This is a genomic window from Parashewanella sp. 2304DJ23-3 (assembly GCF_056591695.1).
In genome coordinates, this window is record NZ_JBWQOH010000005.1 from 162,383 (window position 1) to 181,566 (window position 19,184).

General features: G+C 40.7%; 18 protein-coding genes. 8 read left to right on the forward strand and 10 right to left on the reverse strand.

Annotated elements, in window-relative coordinates:
• Positions 1–62 precede the first annotated feature (62 nt).
• A complete protein-coding gene (gene proB, locus AC1EU2_RS12060; RefSeq protein WP_480298525.1) occupies positions 63–1,190 on the forward strand; it encodes a glutamate 5-kinase in 1,128 nt (375 codons plus the stop codon).
• A gap of 11 nt (positions 1,191–1,201) precedes the next feature.
• A complete protein-coding gene (locus AC1EU2_RS12065) occupies positions 1,202–2,461 on the forward strand; it encodes a glutamate-5-semialdehyde dehydrogenase (protein ID WP_480298526.1) in 1,260 nt (419 codons plus the stop codon).
• Between the two features lie 597 nt (positions 2,462–3,058).
• Here AC1EU2_RS12065 and yihA read toward each other — a convergent pair.
• The gene (gene yihA / locus AC1EU2_RS12070) at positions 3,059–3,709 is read right to left on the reverse strand and encodes a ribosome biogenesis GTP-binding protein YihA/YsxC (protein WP_480298527.1); all 651 of its coding nucleotides are present in this window, start codon (positions 3,707–3,709) and stop codon (positions 3,059–3,061) included.
• A gap of 167 nt (positions 3,710–3,876) precedes the next feature.
• Here yihA and AC1EU2_RS12075 point away from each other — a divergent pair, with 167 nt between their 5' ends.
• The 3 genes from AC1EU2_RS12075 to AC1EU2_RS12085 all read left to right on the forward strand — a co-directional run bounded on the left by AC1EU2_RS12075 (position 3,877) and on the right by AC1EU2_RS12085 (position 6,239).
• Positions 3,877–4,503 carry a c-type cytochrome gene (locus tag AC1EU2_RS12075; protein WP_129945028.1) on the forward strand — a complete coding sequence of 209 codons (627 nt, stop codon included), beginning with the start codon at positions 3,877–3,879 and terminating at the stop codon, positions 4,501–4,503.
• Positions 4,504–5,235: 732 nt separating this feature from the next.
• Positions 5,236–5,766: a Der GTPase-activating protein YihI gene (yihI, locus tag AC1EU2_RS12080; RefSeq protein ID WP_480298528.1), complete on the forward strand. Its 531-nt coding sequence runs from the start codon at positions 5,236–5,238 to the stop codon at positions 5,764–5,766.
• A gap of 2 nt (positions 5,767–5,768) precedes the next feature.
• A complete protein-coding gene (locus AC1EU2_RS12085; RefSeq protein ID WP_480298529.1) occupies positions 5,769–6,239 on the forward strand; it encodes a DUF2489 domain-containing protein in 471 nt (156 codons plus the stop codon).
• Positions 6,240–6,276: 37 nt separating this feature from the next.
• Here the strand turns inward: AC1EU2_RS12085 and AC1EU2_RS12090 are convergent, their stop codons facing one another.
• A complete protein-coding gene (locus tag AC1EU2_RS12090; RefSeq protein ID WP_480298530.1) occupies positions 6,277–7,551 on the reverse strand; it encodes a metal-dependent hydrolase family protein in 1,275 nt (424 codons plus the stop codon).
• 190 nt (positions 7,552–7,741) lie between these two features.
• Here AC1EU2_RS12090 and hemN point away from each other — a divergent pair, with 190 nt between their 5' ends.
• Positions 7,742–9,118 (forward strand): oxygen-independent coproporphyrinogen III oxidase, encoded by a 1,377-nt coding sequence (hemN, locus tag AC1EU2_RS12095; RefSeq protein WP_480298531.1) that lies wholly within the window; start codon positions 7,742–7,744, stop codon positions 9,116–9,118.
• A gap of 22 nt (positions 9,119–9,140) precedes the next feature.
• Here the strand turns inward: hemN and AC1EU2_RS12100 are convergent, their stop codons facing one another.
• From AC1EU2_RS12100 to AC1EU2_RS12125, 6 genes are all read right to left on the reverse strand, one after another.
• The gene (locus tag AC1EU2_RS12100) at positions 9,141–9,854 is read right to left on the reverse strand and encodes a cytochrome b/b6 domain-containing protein (RefSeq protein ID WP_480298532.1); all 714 of its coding nucleotides are present in this window, start codon (positions 9,852–9,854) and stop codon (positions 9,141–9,143) included.
• A gap of 52 nt (positions 9,855–9,906) precedes the next feature.
• Complete coding sequence (locus AC1EU2_RS12105) at positions 9,907–10,599, reverse strand: ABC transporter ATP-binding protein (protein ID WP_480298533.1); 693 nt, start codon at positions 10,597–10,599, stop codon at positions 9,907–9,909.
• Positions 10,599–12,236: an ABC transporter permease gene (locus tag AC1EU2_RS12110; protein WP_480298534.1), complete on the reverse strand. Its 1,638-nt coding sequence runs from the start codon at positions 12,234–12,236 to the stop codon at positions 10,599–10,601. Before AC1EU2_RS12110 ends, AC1EU2_RS12105 begins: the two co-directional genes overlap by 1 nt.
• 117 nt (positions 12,237–12,353) lie before the next feature.
• Positions 12,354–13,370: an extracellular solute-binding protein gene (locus AC1EU2_RS12115; protein WP_480298535.1), complete on the reverse strand. Its 1,017-nt coding sequence runs from the start codon at positions 13,368–13,370 to the stop codon at positions 12,354–12,356.
• A 154-nt stretch (positions 13,371–13,524) separates the two neighbouring features.
• The gene (locus AC1EU2_RS12120) at positions 13,525–14,103 is read right to left on the reverse strand and encodes a YceI family protein (RefSeq protein WP_480298537.1); all 579 of its coding nucleotides are present in this window, start codon (positions 14,101–14,103) and stop codon (positions 13,525–13,527) included.
• A 22-nt stretch (positions 14,104–14,125) separates the two neighbouring features.
• Entirely contained in the window at positions 14,126–14,668 is a 543-nt protein-coding gene (locus AC1EU2_RS12125) for a cytochrome b (RefSeq protein ID WP_480298538.1), read from the reverse strand.
• Positions 14,669–14,781: 113 nt separating this feature from the next.
• Here AC1EU2_RS12125 and AC1EU2_RS12130 point away from each other — a divergent pair, with 113 nt between their 5' ends.
• Positions 14,782–15,651: a LysR family transcriptional regulator gene (locus AC1EU2_RS12130; RefSeq protein ID WP_480298539.1), complete on the forward strand. Its 870-nt coding sequence runs from the start codon at positions 14,782–14,784 to the stop codon at positions 15,649–15,651.
• Here AC1EU2_RS12130 and AC1EU2_RS12135 read toward each other — a convergent pair.
• Positions 15,648–16,325 carry an SDR family NAD(P)-dependent oxidoreductase gene (locus AC1EU2_RS12135; RefSeq protein ID WP_480298540.1) on the reverse strand — a complete coding sequence of 226 codons (678 nt, stop codon included), beginning with the start codon at positions 16,323–16,325 and terminating at the stop codon, positions 15,648–15,650. The genes AC1EU2_RS12130 and AC1EU2_RS12135 overlap by 4 nt on opposite strands.
• A 159-nt stretch (positions 16,326–16,484) precedes the next feature.
• Here AC1EU2_RS12135 and AC1EU2_RS12140 point away from each other — a divergent pair, with 159 nt between their 5' ends.
• Positions 16,485–17,681 (forward strand): hypothetical protein, encoded by a 1,197-nt coding sequence (locus AC1EU2_RS12140; protein WP_480298541.1) that lies wholly within the window; start codon positions 16,485–16,487, stop codon positions 17,679–17,681.
• A gap of 312 nt (positions 17,682–17,993) precedes the next feature.
• Here the strand turns inward: AC1EU2_RS12140 and tuf are convergent, their stop codons facing one another.
• Positions 17,994–19,178, reverse strand: a complete 1,185-nt coding sequence (gene tuf / locus AC1EU2_RS12145; protein ID WP_480298542.1) for an elongation factor Tu — start codon at positions 19,176–19,178, stop codon at positions 17,994–17,996.
• Positions 19,179–19,184: the final 6 nt, after the last annotated feature.

Genomic DNA, 19,184 nt, shown 5'->3' on the forward strand with positions numbered 1-19,184 from the left:
TAATTTTACAAGTCCGCTGAATTTTCTATGCTCATAGTTAGGGTTCTCCAAACTATGAGCATATGAATCAACACGCCGGACTTCCTGCTCGTCAATTTACACTCGTCATTAAAATTGGTACTAGCGTCTTAACCACTGGTACTCAAGCACTTAATCGTGCTCATATGGTTGAGCTATCTCGTCAATGTGCGCAACTAAAATCATCTGGTCATCGAGTCGTATTGGTCTCATCTGGTGCCATTGCAGCTGGCCGTGAGCACCTTGAGTTTCCTCATCTTAATAACTCTATGGCAAACAAGCAGCTACTTGCAGCCGTAGGTCAAAGCCAACTTATTCATACATGGGAGACGCTTTTCGGATTGTACGATATAAAAATCGGCCAAATGCTATTAACCCGTGCTGATTTGAAAGACAGAGAGCGTTTTCTGAATGCCCGTGACACGGTCCAAGCACTACTGACTCACAATATTATTCCTATTATTAACGAAAATGATGCCGTCGCCACCAGCGAGATAAAAGTGGGCGATAACGATAACCTTTCAGCACTTGCAGCGATTCTATGCGGCGCAGATAAACTGCTAATGCTAACTGATCAACAGGGTTTATTCAGTTGCGATCCGAATAACAACCCTGACGCTAAGCTAATCAAAAGAGTAAATGACATTGATGATGATTTAATGAGAATTGCAACTTGCAGTAACTCGACACTTGGCACTGGCGGAATGCTGACTAAATTGCAAGCCGCTAATGTAGCTACAAGAGCCGGCATTGAAGTGATCATCACATCAGGCTTATCCAGCAATGCGATTTTAGATAGCTTAGTTAGTGGTGCTGATTGCACTACTATTTCAGCCTCTAACACTGCACTCGAAAATCGTAAAAAGTGGATTCTGGCAGGGCCAACTGCATCAGGCGAACTGACAATTGATGATGGTGCAATAACGGCAATAACACAAAACGGCAGCAGTTTATTGGCTAAAGGTATCACTCAAGTCTCTGGCACATTTAACCGCGGCGAAGTAGTACGCATTAAGAGTCTTCAAGGCACTTTAATTGCTCGAGGGCTTATCAGTTACTCCAGTGACGACTTAACCAAGATCATTGGTCATCACAGCAATGAAATCCATGACTTATTGGGTTATGACTATGGCACTGAAGCCCTGCACCGAGATGATTTAGTGATTTTCTAAGGTAACGTTATATGAAAGAGCAAAAATTAGAGGCCATCGGAGAAGCAGCAAAGCAAGCCAGTATCGAGCTAGCAAGTCTTCCAACAAAAGTAAAAAATGATGCGTTAGCCATGATAGCAAAAGAGATAGAGGCTAACACTGACCAAATTCTTGCTGCAAACGCTAAAGATATGCAGCTTGCAGCACAAGTAAAGACTCCGAGTGCTTTACAAGACCGTTTACTGCTCAACCCTGAACGTCTTACAGCCATCATCAATGATATTCGCCATGTCATATCTTTGGACGACCCTATCGGCTCTGAACAAAACTTAAGAGTGCTTGCGAATGGCTTAACTCTCAGCCAAAGAAGTACACCACTTGGTGTGATTGGTGTCATTTATGAAGCAAGACCAAATGTCACCATTGATATTGCCACTTTATGTTTAAAAACAGGTAACGCCTGTATCTTGAGGGGTGGTAAAGAAACATTACATTCGAATATCGCATTAATTCAAGTTATTCATAAGGCATTATCAAAAGTAGGTATTTCAGACTCAGCGGTTCAATATATTGAGAATACCGACAGACAACTGATTGCTGACTTATTAAAACTGGACACTTACATCGACATGATTATTCCCCGAGGTGGCCCTCTACTTCAAACTATGTGCAAGGAGCAAAGTACCATCCCGGTCATTATTGGTGGCTTTGGTATTAGCCATATTTTCGTCGATGAAAGTGCAGAAATAACCGAATCAGTTCAACTCATTAACAATGCAAAGCTGCATCGTCCATCGGCATGTAATTCACTTGACACCCTTTTAGTTCATGAAAAGATTGCTAGTCAGCTTTTGCCAACACTACAACAAACACTTTCAAGCAAAGTATTCTTTGTTGTTGATAAAGCATCAGCTAAAGCAATGATTAACAATGACAATGTCCGTTTAGCAGAACAAGGTGATTACGATAAAGAATGGTTAAATAATACGCTAAGTATTAAAATTGTTTCAAATATTGATGCGGCCATTGCTCACATGCGTGAACATAATGCGAGTCACTCAGACAGTATTCTGACCAACAACTTACAGCATGCTGAACAGTTTCTCAATCAAGTTAACTCTGCCGCAGTGTACGTGAATGCTAGCACTCGATTTACTGATGGCGCTCAGTTTGGATTAGGCGCTGAAGTCGCTGTCTCTACACAAAAATTACATGCCAGAGGCCCTATGGGGCTAGAAGCACTCACAACATATAAATGGATAGGTAAAGGTGATTACTTGATTAGAACCTAGATCGAGTTCACATAATTGCATCGTTTTTGTAAAAACTGTTTTTCAATTTGAAACAAAGCGATTAATATTATCGGCGTAGGGTACAGAGGTTAAGATGTTCTATCTTTCAGACCTTTATTTAATCACTTTAAGTGATAAGCCAAATTCTGGCGCCTCAGCTTTTAGCTGGGGCTTTTTTTCGTCTGTAATTTATCATTTATCAATATTCATATTCTTCTAGATCACAATTTCTAATATTATTTCAGACATCACTCCCATCAAATTTAGTCATGCGAAGACAAAAGAATTACATAAGTTCAAATGGTTATGAAGCGTTTAAAACAACAGTATTAAAATACGTTTAAATAGCCATTTAAACTCACAAAAACAGTTTAGAGTTTTTACTTTAATTTTTGAAATTTTCAGGTATGCTGTGTCTTGTTGAGCGCCATCAAATGTATTTGATGGAACTTGAGTCTTGTTGAAATTTTTAGCTTCTCCCCAAAAGAGCTAATTTATTTTTTACCGGTAACGATTGTTACCGGTTTTTTTATGCCTAAACATTTTTCAATAAAAAAGCCGACAATGTATGTCGGCTTTCATCGAGCGAAGTTAAAATCATTCTGATGCTTCAGGCTCAATAGTATCCATATGATTTTGATACCAAGAATTAAGTACATTATATACTTTAGGCTTTCCAAAACCTTTCGTTGACGAAAATGGCTCAACAAGCACTTTTGTATCAAAGCTAGCCAGTTTTTTTCGAACTTCATTAACTGCTTTCATACGAGCACTTTGCGCTAACTTATCGGCCTTTGTCAGCAAAGCCAGAACAGGTAGCTCACTCTCTACAGCCCATTCGATCATTTGCATATCAAGATCTTTCAAAGGGTGACGGATATCCATCAACACCACGACTCCGGCTAAACTTGATCTCTCTTGTAAATACTCACCTAAGGCTTGTTGCCATTTTTTTTTCAAAGCAAGTGGGACTTGAGCAAAGCCGTATCCTGGTAAGTCCACCAAACGACAATGTTCATTTATTTCAAAAACATTGATTAATTGAGTTCTACCTGGTGTTTTACTGGTTCTTGCTAAGCTTTTTTGTTCAGTCAGTGCATTTAGTGCACTCGACTTACCTGCGTTAGAACGCCCAGCGAAAGCGATTTCTATACCCTGTTCAGCGTTCAAATGCTGATCCAAATGTGCAATGTCTGGGGCACTGATTAGAAACTTAGCTTTACGAAAATCTAACTCTTGGTCAGCCACTATTTACTCCAATTTTCAATCGCAATACTATAATTATTCAAGGATTGCTTACTTTTCCACGTTTTCGTGTAGAATATTAGCTTGATCACAATATTTGTATGTTATCACGCTTGCGGGTCATCCTAGTAAGCTCAGGACAATATTTCTTAAAAAGAAGTAGGAACGCCATGAAAAAGTTAGTTTTAGTGCTGTCTGTTATCTTTGCCGCACTTTCTGTGTCTGCACAAGCTGCAGAAGGTAACGCAGAAGCCGGTAAAGCAAAAGCTGCCATCTGCGCCGCCTGTCACAGTATGGACGGGAACAGTATGGTACCTCTGTACCCTAAGTTAGCCGGTCAACACGCCCCTTACTTAACCAAACAATTACATGACTTTAAATCAGCAGCTACCTCTGGTGGCAAAGAAGGTCGTAATGACCCTATTATGGCTGGTTTTGTTATGGCATTAAGCGATCAAGATATGGCTGATCTAGCCGCTTACTTCGCAAGCCAAAAAGTTACTCACACTCCTGCAGCTGAATTTCCTGCAATAGGCAAGAAACTGTACGAAGCAGGTGACGCTGAGCGCGGCATCCCAGCTTGTATGGCATGTCACGGTCCAGCCGGTAAAGGTATGGGACTGGCAGGCTTTCCTTCTCTTACAGGTCAACACGCTGTTTATATCAAAGCACAGCTTAATAAGTTCAAAGCTGGTCAGCGTCATAATGATCTGAATGGTATGATGGAAGGTGTTGCGAAAAAACTTAACGATAGCGATATCGATGCCATCACTAAATATATTGCTTCTTTAAAGTAATAAGTGATTGATTAAAAAAAGGGTGTGTTGTGACACCCTTTTTTAAAACCAACAGACTATCGTTTACGTTAACGTCAATTTAAATTTAAATTTATTGACATTTTTTTGTAACTTGGGTTTAATGCGCCCTGTACCGAGATAAGCCCAACTGTTCATAAAAAAATAACATTTATCTATTGAACAGATTTCGGACACAACATTTAAGATATAAGAATAAAGTTAAACTAATAATAATAACATTCGTTAAAACCGCTCTCTAAAAATAATAAGAGTCGAGGCTTTCATTTAAAGCCCAGGTTATCAACATTGTAAGGAACGACTAATTTTAGTCACTTCGCATTTTTGCATTGCCTTACGCCCTTTGAGGTATTTACTTTTTCGAGTTGAAGGATTCAGCAAGAGCAAGCTAAATGCACTCACATCAACAATAACATGGATGGTTTATTTTGCATCACAGACGATGTACTGATGACACATGTCGTCAATCTAAAAGTCACGGTAGTGACACTAACAAAAAGCGTCTGGAAGACCAATAATAATAAGTTCGATGCAAGGAAAGCTGTTAGTCAAGATACCGACCGGGAGCGTCGCTACGCAAGTATGGATACTTGGGATCAAGAATAAGGTGTCCTTGACACTCAAAACTATAGGCTGCAGAGTCAAATCTGCAGCCTTTTTCTTTTGTGATACAATACGCTCAATTTCCTATCCATTAGCTCTCTGAAGAACACTATGGCACGCAGTAAAAAAACTCGTAAAGTAAATGAAAATGCACCTAAGCATGCGCCAAGAACCAAAAAAGCCGATCGCCAAGTGATCGGAAAGAAACGTAATAATGGTAAAAAGCCAGGAAGCCGTCAAAACGAAGCCCAGTTGAAATCTGACTCACGTGTTGCTGGCACAGCAAAAGATCCACGTCACGGCAGTAAAAAAGCTGTTTCGTTAACAGTTGAAGCCCCTAAAAAAGTCGCTTCTTCACCAAAACCCAAACAACCAAAGTTGGGTGATCAACAGCGGTTACTGCAATTGGAAGAAGATCCAAGACTTAACCAATTACTGGATCAGCTGGAAGAAGGTCGTGTATTAGCTGCTGAAGATGAGAAGTGGTTGAATACTCAATTAGACGAAATGGAGCGTCTAATGGACAAATTAGGCTTAAGTGCTGAAGATGATATTAAACCAACACCGACGGATAAAGACGAACAGCTGTTACAACAGTTTGAGTCAGGTGAGTCAGCGTTAGATATGTATCGTCAGGACTAATTATGGCTACGGCATTATTGATTGTTGGTTTCATCATTATTGTGGGTCTTACAGCTTATGCCACCAAGTTGTTGTTACAGCTGCGACAGCAGACACAAGCCAAGGAACAGCTTAAACAGCAAAAGCATGAACAAGCTAAGGCTAAGAAAGAGTCTATCTTAGAAGACGTTCGCTATATTGCTGCGGCTATGCTTGAAGATCGCTGTGAGCTGTCTGAAGGCGTCGTGCGGATTGCTCGATTATTTGAAGTTATTTCATTAACTGAGCAAGTGAATGTTCGATATCCAATGCTTTATCAACACTTTGAGGTGATCCGTGAGCATCCCATTATGGAGCACCGTAAAGCATTGCCGAAACGTGAACGTATGCAATTGGATATGCAGCGCATGAAATCTGAGGCTGCGTTAGAAGCTGAGATTTTAAAAGAAGCAGAAAGCTTACAACATTTTAAATTGGAAAGTGTACTCCATTAATGAGAAAGAGCAGCTTAAGCTGCTCTTTTTACACCATTCACTGTTTTAAAACCTTGCCCGCTTTAATGATCAGGTTTGGCGTCTCTAATAACTCAACCTCTTGCAAAGGGTCACCAGCTACACCAACTAAATCGGCCCACTTTCCTTTAGCAATATGACCAATATTGACTTCACCAAGTCGCTCTGCCGCTACGTAAGTGGCACTTCTAATAGCTTCAATTGCAGGCATTCCGGCATCAACCATCAATTTGAATTCTTTGCCATTCTCACCATGAGCAAATACACCAGCGTCTGTGCCAAACGCAATAGTTACTCCGGCTTTATATGCTTTAGCAAAAGTTTCTTGAATTTTAGGACCGATAGTGGCGGCTTTTGGACGAACCACTTCAGGGAAGAATCCATCTATTTTTGCTTTTTCTGCAACATAAGCACCAGCACTTAATGTTGGAACAAGCGCCACATCATGCTTCTTCATTAAACTGAATAGCTCATCATCAAGGTAAGTCCCATGTTCAATGGTATCAACACCAGCAAGAATGGCTCGTTTAATGCCTTCTTTTCCATGACCATGAACGGCGACTTTAAAGCCATAGTCTTTTGCTGCTGCCACAATAGCCTCAAGTTCATTATCTGTAAATTGAGGATTTTGACCGCTTTTGGCTACTGATAATACACCACCTGTAGCAGTAATTTTAATGAGATCAGCACCTTCTTTATAACGTTGTCTAACGGCCTTAAATGCATCCTCGACGCCATTGATAACACCATGTTTAGGTCCAGGATCACCCATTAACTCAAGGTTGCGACCATTAGTATGATCAGCATGACCACCGGTCGTTGCAATCGATGTTCCTGCGGTATAGATTCTCGGGCCTTGAATGTAGCCCTTTGCGATAGCGGTTCTTAACGCCACTGAGGCATTTCCCGAGTCGCCTAAATCACGAATCGTGGTAAAGCCGGCATCAAGTGTTTTTTGTGCATACAAACTGCCACGAAGCGCAATATCAGCAGGGTTCAGTGTAAATGGCTCCATGTAAGACTTAGGACCACCTTGATAAGATAAATGCGTATGCATATCGATAAAGCCAGGCATCACTGTACCCTGTCTATAATCAATAACAACATCATCCGTTGAAGGTGATGTAAACCCTGCTTGGATGGCGATGATCTTGTCATCTTTTATCACAATGGTCTTATTTTTAGATGGCACGGCACTTTTACCATCAATGAGCTGACCGGCATAAATAAGGGTATCTGCCAATGCATTCACACTGATCATCGTTAAGCTGGCTGCAAGTAGGGTTCGTTTCATACTATTTTTTCCGTTTTTTCTTGTTTTATAACATCCTATCGTAAATTTTGAGTTATTAACAAACTGTAAAAAGCACATGATTTATATCACTGTCAAATTCACAACCTGCTTTAGATCAAAGTTTTGAAAGTAGAGTTAAGGCATACTTCGCACAATTCAATAGATTTACCCTAAAGCCGGAGGAAAGGTTTTGAGTCATTTACCTACAATTAGCTGGGATCAGTCAATGATCGAGAAGTACAACTACAGTGGTCCTCGCTATACCTCTTACCCAACGGCTTTAGAGTTTGATGACAGTTTCAGCCACCAGCAGTTATTGACGGCGATTGAAACCAGTAAAAGCCGTAAGTTATCGCTTTATATCCATATCCCATTTTGCGCTAAGCTTTGCTATTACTGCGGCTGCAATAAAGTGATCACTCGGCATAAGCATAAAGCTGAGCAATACCTTGAGTATTTAAAAACAGAGATAATCAAACGAGCGCCTTTGTTCAAAGACTATCAAGTAACACAAATGCACTGGGGCGGTGGTACGCCAACCTATTTAGAACCAGAACAAATTTTGTGGCTTACTGAACAACTCAAATCTGCTTTTAACTTCGCTGATGAAGGTGAGTATTCGATTGAAATTGACCCTCGTGAAATTAAGTTGTCTATGTTGGATACACTCAAAGAAGCCGGTTTCAACCGTATTTCTGTTGGGGTTCAAGACTTTAATAAACAAGTTCAAGTTGCAGTAAACCGTGAACAAGACGAGCAATTTATTTTCGATCTAATTGGTCGAGCTAAAGCTCTGGGATTTGTTTCGACAAACGTTGACTTGATCTACGGTCTACCGCATCAAACACCAGATAGCTTTGCTAAAACCATTGACCGCATCATCGAGTTATCCCCTGATCGTTTATCCGTGTTCAATTATGCTCATTTACCTGCTCGTTTTGCAGCTCAGCGTAAAATTAAAGATGCAGATATGCCAACCCCAGCCGCTAAACTCGAAATATTGCATCAAACCATTGAATCTTTAACAGGTGCAGGTTATCAGTTTATTGGCATGGACCACTTTGCTAAACCTGACGATGAGCTCGCTCGCTTGCAGCGTGATGGTAAACTTCACCGTAACTTCCAGGGCTATACCACTCAAGAAGAATGTGATCTGCTTGGTTTAGGTGTTTCTTCCATCAGCCAAATTGGCGATTGTTATGCGCAAAACCAAAAAGAAGTTCGTGAATACTATCGAGCGATTGATGATCAAGAACACGCACTTTGGAAAGGTTGCTTACTGGATCGTGACGATGAAATTCGTCGTGCAGTCATAAAACAGCTGATTTGTCACTTTGAACTGGATATGACCAAGATGGAGCAACAGCTTGGTATTGAGTTTGAAAGTTACTTTGCAGAAGATCTAAAGCTGCTTCAAACCTTTATCAATGATGAGCTTGTAAATCTAAATAACCGAGTTCTGACCGTGAGCGCTACTGGTCACCTGCTTATTCGCAATATTTGTATGTGTTTTGATAAATATTTCAGAGAAAAAGCACGTCAGCAACAATTCTCAAGAGTGATTTAACTCATCTCTTTTAAGGCTGAAGTTATTCATCTTCGGCCTTACCTTCTATTGGTTTATTCCCTGAAAACATCGCTGAGATTATGCCAGGGTGATGTTTAATTTCTGTTTTTACCGCTGCCAAAATGTGCATAACGATCAAGAACATTAATAAGTACACCGAATAGCGATGTACATTCCCCATCAATGATTTAAAGGGTTCAAGCTGCTCCTTCGCAGCCGAGTCAACAAACGTAGCATCATAAGGGCGAATCTTAGAGGGCATTTCTCCTCGCTCTGCAATGAACGTTTGAACCGTTGAACCAAAAGGAGGGTAATAAATATCCGTACCTGCTCTCACTAACCCCGTAATCATTATGGTAATCAGTAATACAAACATGATCACGACCGATATGCGCCCTAGAGGCGTATGACCAATATATTGAGGCCGATGTCCTTCAGCCTTCTTTGTCTGATATTGTGAAATTTCAGTTAGTGTTACTCGTCTGCGGATAAGCGCTGAATGCCTTGGTGCACACCAGCCCCACAATAAACGAATGATAAGGTTTAGTGTGAAACCATAACCAATGAATACATGAAGTTTTTTCAGACCAATTTTCGCATCTGTGCCAGTAATTCCTAATGAAGCTTTATTCATCATTAGCAATCCGAGCGCAATCAATGCAAAAACAAAAATAACATTGAGCCAGTGGAAAATACGACGAGGTAAATCCCAAACGTTGTGAACCTTAATGGACAAAGGAAAAACTCTAATCTAAAAAGCCATACTTCAGATTATATAAGACAAAAGCTTAACCTACCGTTAACGCACGCTTGATGGTTCCACTTTCCATTTCAGCAACTTTATCAGCAAAGACTGTTGCCTCTTGCTGAGAGTGGGTAACAAAAATCACCGTGATCCCTTGAGCCTTAAAAATCATTCTCAACTCTTTCATGATGCTTGATTTTAAGTGATTATCGATATTCGAAAAAGGCTCATCCATTAATAAAATATTGGGCTTGGGAGCCAGCGCTCTGGCGACGGCTACTCGTTGTTGTTGTCCGCCAGAAAGCTCATGAGGATAACGGTCACGATAGTTTTGCAAGTCCACTAACTGCAAACATTCATTAACTCTTTCTGCTTGTTGTTTCTTAGGTTGTTGACTTAAACCAAAGGTAATATTTTCAGCTACTGTTAAATGTGGGAACAGTGCATAGTCTTGAAATACGAAACCAATATTGCGCTGTTGTGTCGGCACAAATTGTTTGCCTTCTACGTATTGCCCTGCAATGACAATACTCCCTCTATTAGGCTTTAAAAGCCCTGCCACCAATTTTAATACCGTCGTCTTACCGCAGCCGCTGGCACCGAGTAAGCACAAAATTTCACCGGCATTCAATGACAAAGATAAATCAGAAACAATCTGGTTACCTTCAATTTGATAATCTAAATTTTCTAGCTTCAAAACAGGAGCATCAATCACTTGTTGTTGGTCTTGGGTCATTAGAGTTGCTCCATTTTCTTAGAAACAAAAATTACTGGGGTGAGACTCAATAAAATGATCATTAAGGCGCTTAAAGCTCCCATTTCAAGCTGCTCGTCTGATGCATGCTGATAAACATACGTAGCGAGAGTCTCAAAATCAAACGGCCTAAGCAGCAGTGATGCAGGTAATTCTTTAATACATTCGATAAATACCAATACTAACGCACTCAACAAAGCAGGCTTTAATATTGGCAATTGAATTTGAGTCCATGTCCGCCAGCGAGATGCGCCAAGCGTCATTGCCGCTTCATCAATATTGGTGGGCATTTGTTGATAAGCCGAACTGACTTGACCAATGCTAATTGCAGCAAATCGAATACTGTAAGCTAAAATCAATGCAAAAATGCTACCTGAAAACAATAATCCTAGACGTTCTTCGGTAAGTGAGTAAAACCAAGTATTGACCCACTTATCTAATCCCGTTAGTGGAATGAGCACTGCAATCGCTAACACAGTGCCCGGAACAGCATAACCCAATGAGCTGATATTAAGTAAACTGCGGCTTTGTGCACTTGGTTGAGTCCTGACACTGAAATTAACGATTAATGCCATGATCACTGTAACCACTGCCGCAATAGCCGCTAATTTGAGAGTTTGCAATAAGTATTGCCACTGCTGACTTTCAATATTTTGTTGCCAATAATCAGTGAGGTATTGAATAAGGTGAACAACAGGCAACACAAAGCCAATCGCAATAACAATGAAGCAACTCAACCAAATAACCATTTGTTGCGTCACACTTGCCTTTTCTCTACTACTTTTGCCTTGATAACTTTTTGCAGCAAAGAATTGTTGGCGCCTACGGCTATAGCGCTCCAATATGACGAACAACAGTACAATGATAAGTGTTAATACTGCTATTTTGGCAGCAGAAGCCAATGAACCGTATACCAACCATGTATCATATACTGCTGTCGTTAAGGTACTGACAGCAAATAACTGCACAGTACCAAAGTCGGCTAGCGCCTCCATAGCTACCAGCGTGCATCCCACGGCGATAGCTGGACGTATCATTGGCAATTGTATTTTCCAAAAGATTCGAGACGAAGAAGCTCCTAGTGTTGTGGCAGCGGATGTGAGGCTTTCAGGCAACTGCCTGAATGCGGTGTAAGCAAGTAAGAATAGGTAAGGGTATAGAGCCAAACCCAACACAATCCCTGCCCCCCAGACATTACTAATATTGAGCACCCAATAATCTTGTGCGGTTTGCCAACCAAACCATTCACGTAGTGTCGTCTGAATTGGGCCTGCAAAATCTAACCATTCCGTCAATATGTAACCATTGATATAAGCCGGTATAGCTAAGGGCAGCACCATCAGGACAGTGAGCAGTAAACGCCCTTTAAATTCATAACGGCTACACCACCAGGCTGGTAAAATGGCAATCGCTAACGCAGTAATGACCGCAATGAATGTAACACCAATGCTGTTGCCAATGTAGGTCAATAAGACATTAGCAGGAATGTCATCGAGTGAAGCGCCTGTATCACCGGTGAAAAATGCTTCAGCAACTAATGCCAGTAGCGGAATAAAAACTAAGCTGGCAGTAAGCCAACTTAGAAAATGAGTAGAATTAACTATTTTTCGAATGGACACTATAAAGTCTTTAAACTCGGGTTAGGGCGTTACGCACAGGCATAATAAATGATGTGATCAAAGTTGCAACATATCCAAAGCTGTAACGCCGTAAAGTACTGAAACAGAGTTTAATAATTAAAGATCAAAACCAACTTTGTCGACGAGCTTAAGCGCCTTTGGACGATATTCAGCTACTTTCTCAAGCGGAAGCGCATCTGCTTTATAGTCACCCCAGCTTTTTACTAGCTTTGATGGAGCAACACTTGGATTTACAGGATATTCCATGTTCAGCTCCGCATATAGTGACTGCGCTTTATTGCTCGCTAAGAAATTAATGAGCTTTTGTGCAGCATCCTTATGTGGTGCGTGTTTCGCAATGACTGCTCCTGATACATTAATGTGGGAGCCGCGATCTGTTTGATTCGGGAAATTAAGATTAACGGCGTTGGCCCATGCAATCTGCTTTTTATCGTTAAGCATTTTGCCAAGATAGTAACTGTTTCCTAATGATACATCGCACAATCCTTCTTTGATGGCTTTGACTTGTGCTCTATCGTTTCCTTGTGGTTTACGGGCTAGATTGGCTTTAACACCACGCAACCAGCTTTCAGTTCCTGCTTCACCGTGGTGAGCGATCATAGAAGCAATCAACCCTAGATTATATGGATGCTTACCACTGCGAGTACAAATTTTCCCTGCAAACTCAGGCTTCGCTAAATCTTCATAGCGCATACTTGAAAGATCACCTGCACGAGCTTTAGATGAATACACATTGCGAACACGCTTCGTTAAGGCTAGCCAATGTTGCTCAGAATCGCGGAACTGCGGGGAAATTTGAGATTTAATCTCAGGCGTTATCGCATAGGTTTGAGTTAACTTTTCATCTTTCAACTGCAATAACTTAGAAAAGTTTGAAGTTAGTACTATGTCTGCCGGTGATAGTTCACCTTCACGTTTCAAACGCTGAATTAAGCCTTTTTTGGCAAAAACTACTTTGGTTTTAATGCCCGTTTCTTTCGTAAATTGATCAAGAATCGGATTAATTAAAAAAGGTTGACGAAACGAGTAGATATTTACTTGTTCATCAGCAGCCTGTACTGATGTAGACATAATGCCACCAGCTATCAATAATCCCGTGAGTATTCGCTTCATCTTCTTGTCACCCCTTGCATCTTAATGATAATTATTCGCAATTATATAGGGTATGCGATGCATTTTATAGCATTTCGATCAAAAAAATGCCGCTCATTTGATGAACGGCACTTTCTTAATAAAACCATCGGGTGATGAAGCTTCTTTTGAACAATTACAGACGAATGCCTTCAATAGCGAGCTCAAGCTCGACATGTGTTGATGCTGGACCAAGGTTGTAATCAATTCCATAATCGGCGAGTTTAATGTCGGTAGTACCTACAAAACCGGCACGATAACCACCCCAAGGGTCTTTACCTTCGCCTAATTTTTCAATTGGAAAACTGATCGTTTTTGTCACTCCATGCAGCGTGAACTGGCCTGTTACTGTCCCATGAGTGGCGTCATCAAACTTAATCGACGTGCTTTCGAATTTTGATGTTGGATATTTACTGACATTTAAGAAATCTTTTCCTCGCAAATGCTTATCACGCTCAGCATGGTTAGAATCAATACTTGCGGTATTAATATCAATAATAATTTTAGAGGCATTTGGGTCTGATTTATCCCAATTAAACTTACCATCAAACTGATTAAAGCGGCCGTATAACCAGCTGTAACCTAAATGTTTAATTTTGAAGTTAACAAATGCATGAGCACCACGAACATCAACTTGATAGTCTGCTGCACTTGCGATACCTGAAAAACCAAGTACGCTGGCAAACGTTGCCGCTAATAATGTTACTTTTTTCATATCTTTTCCTTTACCCTTTTTGTTACGGCAATATCCGCTTTAACGTTTCGTCTTTATCGATAAAATGATGTTTTAGTGCTGCTGCGACATGTAATGCAACCAACGAAATCAAAGTCCAAGCCAGTCCCCAATGAATCAATCCAGCAATGTCTTCTTGTTGCTCATGTATACTAGGCAGTGCCATGACTTCAAACGCACCAAAAACGTCGATACTGCGCCCGTCAGCCGTTGAGATCAGATACCCAGAAATTAATAATGCGGCTAGAACCAAATATAAAACTCGGTGAGCCCATTTCGCCGCTTTATTAACAAATGCAGTATTCGTCGCTAATTCTCGAGGTTTCGTAGAATACTTTCGCCAGATTAACCGCAATGCTAGAGCGGCAAACAAAATTATGCCAATCGCTTTATGAAGCTCTAATGATCCTCGATACCACTCGTCATAATAACTAAGCTCAACCATATATAAGCCCAAGCCAAATAAACCAAAAATTGACAGAGCCATTAACCAATGGAGCAAAACTGAAATGAGCCCATAGCGGTCATTAGTATTCGTTAATTGCATACTTACATCTCTACAAATTCAGAGACTTAAGATTAACCAGTTTTTAGTTGGATTAAAATCGACATATATGGAAAACTATTGTTCATAAATAGACAAAACTTTTTGAAGGTAGGATGAACAGTTCTTGGGATGATTTTAAAAGCGCATTCGAAGTTGCTAAAGCAGGAAGCCTAAGTCAAGCTGCAAAACATTTAGGTATTTCCCACTCAACACTCTTAAGGCACATCGATCGTTTAGAGCAAAACCTTACTACGAAATTGTTTATTCGTCATCAAAGAGGTTATCAGCTCACCGAAGCTGGCCAAGTTTTACTTACCCAGTTGCCTTTTATACAACATCAAATCACTAAAATGGAGGCGCTTATCCAAGATACCTCCGATGAACTTTCTGGTGACATAGTGATTACGACGGTTCCCAGTTACGCCACGAGAATGCACAAGGGTTTTAAATTTTTGATGGAGGACTACCCTAAGCTTCATTTAACAATGCTTGCAACCGATGAAGTCATCGACTTAGCAGCAGGCAAAGTTCATGTCGCTATTCGTCCAGGAAATAAACCGAACAGTAATGATCTGATTGTAAAACCACTAACGACTGCAGAGCTTCAGATATATGCCAGTAAAGATTATGAAGAAGCCTATGGTTTACCCACCTGTTTTGATGATTTAAACCAGCATAAATGGATAATGCCAACCGGATTCAAGCGCCATATTCCTGTATTCAAGCCTTTATTCGAACACATTGAACAAACCAATATCATTTACCAATCTAATCACTTTTCCGACATTGCAGGAGCGGTCGCAGAAGGCATGGGCGTAGGAATAGCCTCAACGATTTTCGGGAATGAAAAATCTCTGATAAAAACACCATTCCAAATAAAAGGGCATCAAGAACAAAATTGGTTCATTTATCATAAGGATTTGAGAAATAGCCGTAAAGTGGCTGTTTTGTACGACTATTTATCTAAGTACATCGATAATTAACGGCTTAACGTAACCTCTGAGATATAGCCTTTTTCAGCTTGGGGTAATGCATTAACAATCATTTTTGCAGCATCTTGAGCTGACATAAAACTTTCAGTTGGATAATCAACACCAGTGTTATCCCAAAAACCTGTATTCATCCCTGCTGGATAAATCGAGACAATGCGTAATTTTGAGCCTTTTGCTTCTTCCCTTAGTGACTCAGTAAATCCTCTAACGCCCCACTTAGCTGCGCAATAAATACTTTCACCTGCCTTCCCCTTTAGTGCTGCTGTCGACATAACATTGACGATAGTTCCACCAGCTACCTTCATAGATTTGAATAAAGCTTTGCATGGATTGATTACGGGCAATAGATTATTAGTGAGACTTTTCTCGATATCAACCGGATTGAGTTCATCAAGCTGACCAAACAAACCTGAGCCAGCACAATTTATCAGCAGCTTTGGTGTACCACGATCAATAAGTAGACGGGAAAAAATATGTTCGCACTCAGAATAACGTTCTAAATTGACTTTCTCTATTGAAGCGGTATCGCTGAACTCTACTTTTAATTGTTGTAGTTTGGTGGTGTCTCGACCCAATAAGACAAGATGGTCATCACCTTGAAGCAGAAGATTAATGATAGCTTGAGCCAAGCCACCAGTAGCACCAGTCACGACGATATAAGACATAGGTTAACTCTAGTGATTCACTTATTTTTAGTATCTCATAAATCCATTTTATTTAATCAACATAGATACATGAATGAGAGGTGAAACTTTATTTATTTTTATGCCAGTAGCGGGTGTATAAATTATGATTAAAAACAACATATTTCACTCGGGCTTTTGATGACTGCGTCAATTTCATCAAATAGAACATTATTGAAACCTTTTGCAGCTGAGCATTCAATTACTGCTGAGCGATTGAAACGACTATTTTCTCCTGATTTAGATCAAGCAGCTTCTATGGGCGCCATAGATCAACTTTTACAACTGTGCACTCATAGTGGTAAATCCAAACAAGAATTCCTAACTCAAGCACACATGCTCCTTCATCACAGTGTTTGTTTCATTCATCGTGGAAACTTTGATCTACCTGATGAGCATGAAGCCGTTTTTTTAAGTGAGTCAGTAGATGGCTTATCTGCTTATTCGAATATGGAGATTGGGCTTACACACAAATATGAATGGCTACAAAGCAGGCTTAAGCCGGATGTTTTCGCAAAGCTTAAACTTCATGAGTTTCCTCTTAATGGAGAGCAAGTCATTCTACTTGGAGATGACGCCTTAATGAGCCAAAGCCTTGAGGAGCAATTCTTTACAGCCAGAGTTCAGAATAAAGATCTTTTTTTCCATATTATTACGCTTTCTATCATTCACGCTAAAGTCAATTTAGATCGGTTTAATGCTGAGCTGGCGAAAATGGGAATGAAGCCAACGAACACAGCTGATTTAGATGCTCCAGAAAAGAGAGACGGACCAATACTCATAGCCCTAGTTCAGTTTTATTTCTCAACGTCGACACAAATTGAACCAATTAAAGCTATTCTCAAGCGAATTAACTTGACTGAACATACTGCTCCGAAAATATCAGATCGTTTTGATGCATCAATGGATGCCATCAAAATTCAATGTCAGTTCTACGAAAAACTGAGCCGTCAAACCGCTTCAGAAAGGAGTGACTTTATTGAACAAAGAAAAATGGCGTTTTTGACATTTGTGACCGCTTATTTAGCATACCTTAAAGAAAATCAGACTTTCACTGCTGAAGCCCAAGAGGCAACAACTGAAGTGGTTGCAGTTCAAGAGCGTAAACTTCAAGTTTTAGCTCAAGAGGCGTTAATGAGCTTGCATAGACAAAAGACTTCTATAAGACATGAATCATTAGAGCCAAGTATGCTTTCAAAACCTAATGACTCACTAACGCAATCGACTCAAACCGAATTAACGTCTTCAGAAATTAAAGCACAACTCACCGAACTTAGTATCAGAGAGAATGAAAAACCGATGCGACAGATATCTCGCCAATATCATGAAATTATATAACTCATAAATTATGAAGAGTAGAAAACGAAGGTTACTGCATATTTGTCATTAAGCTAAAAAGCTTAACGTGCTCAGTCCGGCCACTTGTCAGAGCCAAACGGCGTTCGCTTACTATTTTTCAGTCACTGGGCTGAAAAACTTAATGTGCTCAGTCCGGCCACTTGCCAGAGCCAAGCGGCGTTCGCTTACTATTTTTCAGCCATTGGGCTGAAAAACTTAACGTGCTCACCCTTCTCGTGAAGCTGGCCTTTTCTATAGGCACAAAAAAACCGCTCGAAAGCGGCTTTTTTAAGTGTTAACTAAACGTCGATATTACTCAACGATTTTAGCTACAACACCAGCACCAACTGTACGGCCACCTTCACGGATTGCGAAGCGTAAACCTTCGTCCATCGCGATTGGACAGATTAGTGTAACAACCATCTTGATGTTGTCACCAGGCATTACCATTTCAACGCCTTCTGGTAGCTCAATTGTTCCTGTTACGTCAGTTGTACGGAAGTAGAACTGTGGACGGTAACCTTTGAAGAAAGGAGTGTGACGACCACCCTCTTCTTTTGAAAGTACATATACTTCTGATTCGAAAGTAGTGTGTGGAGTGATTGAACCAGGCGCTGCCAATACTTGACCACGCTCAACTTCATCACGCTTAGTACCACGTAGTAGTACACCACAGTTCTCGCCTGCACGACCTTCGTCAAGCAGTTTACGGAACATTTCAACACCAGTACAAGTAGTAACTGTAGTATCTTTGATACCTACGATTTCTACTTCGTCACCAACTTTGATGATACCGCGCTCAACACGACCCGTTACAACTGTACCACGGCCTTGGATTGAGAATACGTCTTCGATTGGTAGAATGAATGCACCGTCGATTGCACGCTCTGGCTCTGGAATGTAAGTGTCTAGAGCGTTAGCTAGCTCAAGAATCTTCTCTTCCCACTGTGCTTCACCGTTTAGTGCGCCTAGTGCTGAACCTTGGATAACTGGTAAGTCATCACCTGGGAATTCATATTCAGATAGAAGTTCACGAACTTCCATTTCTACTAGCTCTAGAAGCTCTTCATCGTCAACCATGTCACATTTGTTCATGAATACGATGATGAATGGTACACCAACCTGACGTGAAAGCAGGATGTGCTCACGTGTTTGTGGCATTGGACCATCTGTAGAAGCTACTACTAGGATAGCGCCGTCCATTTGTGCAGCACCGGTAATCATGTTTTTAACATAATCGGCGTGACCTGGGCAATCTACGTGCGCGTAGTGACGTGTCTCTGTATCGTATTCGATGTGAGATGTATTAATTGTAATACCACGCTCACGCTCTTCTGGTGCATTATCGATTTGTGCGAAATCTTTAACGTCACCACCGAAAGCTTTAGTTAAAACGTGCGAGATAGCTGCTGTTAGAGTAGTTTTACCGTGGTCAACGTGACCGATTGTACCAACGTTAACGTGCGGTTTATTACGTTCAAATTTTTCTTTAGCCACTTTACT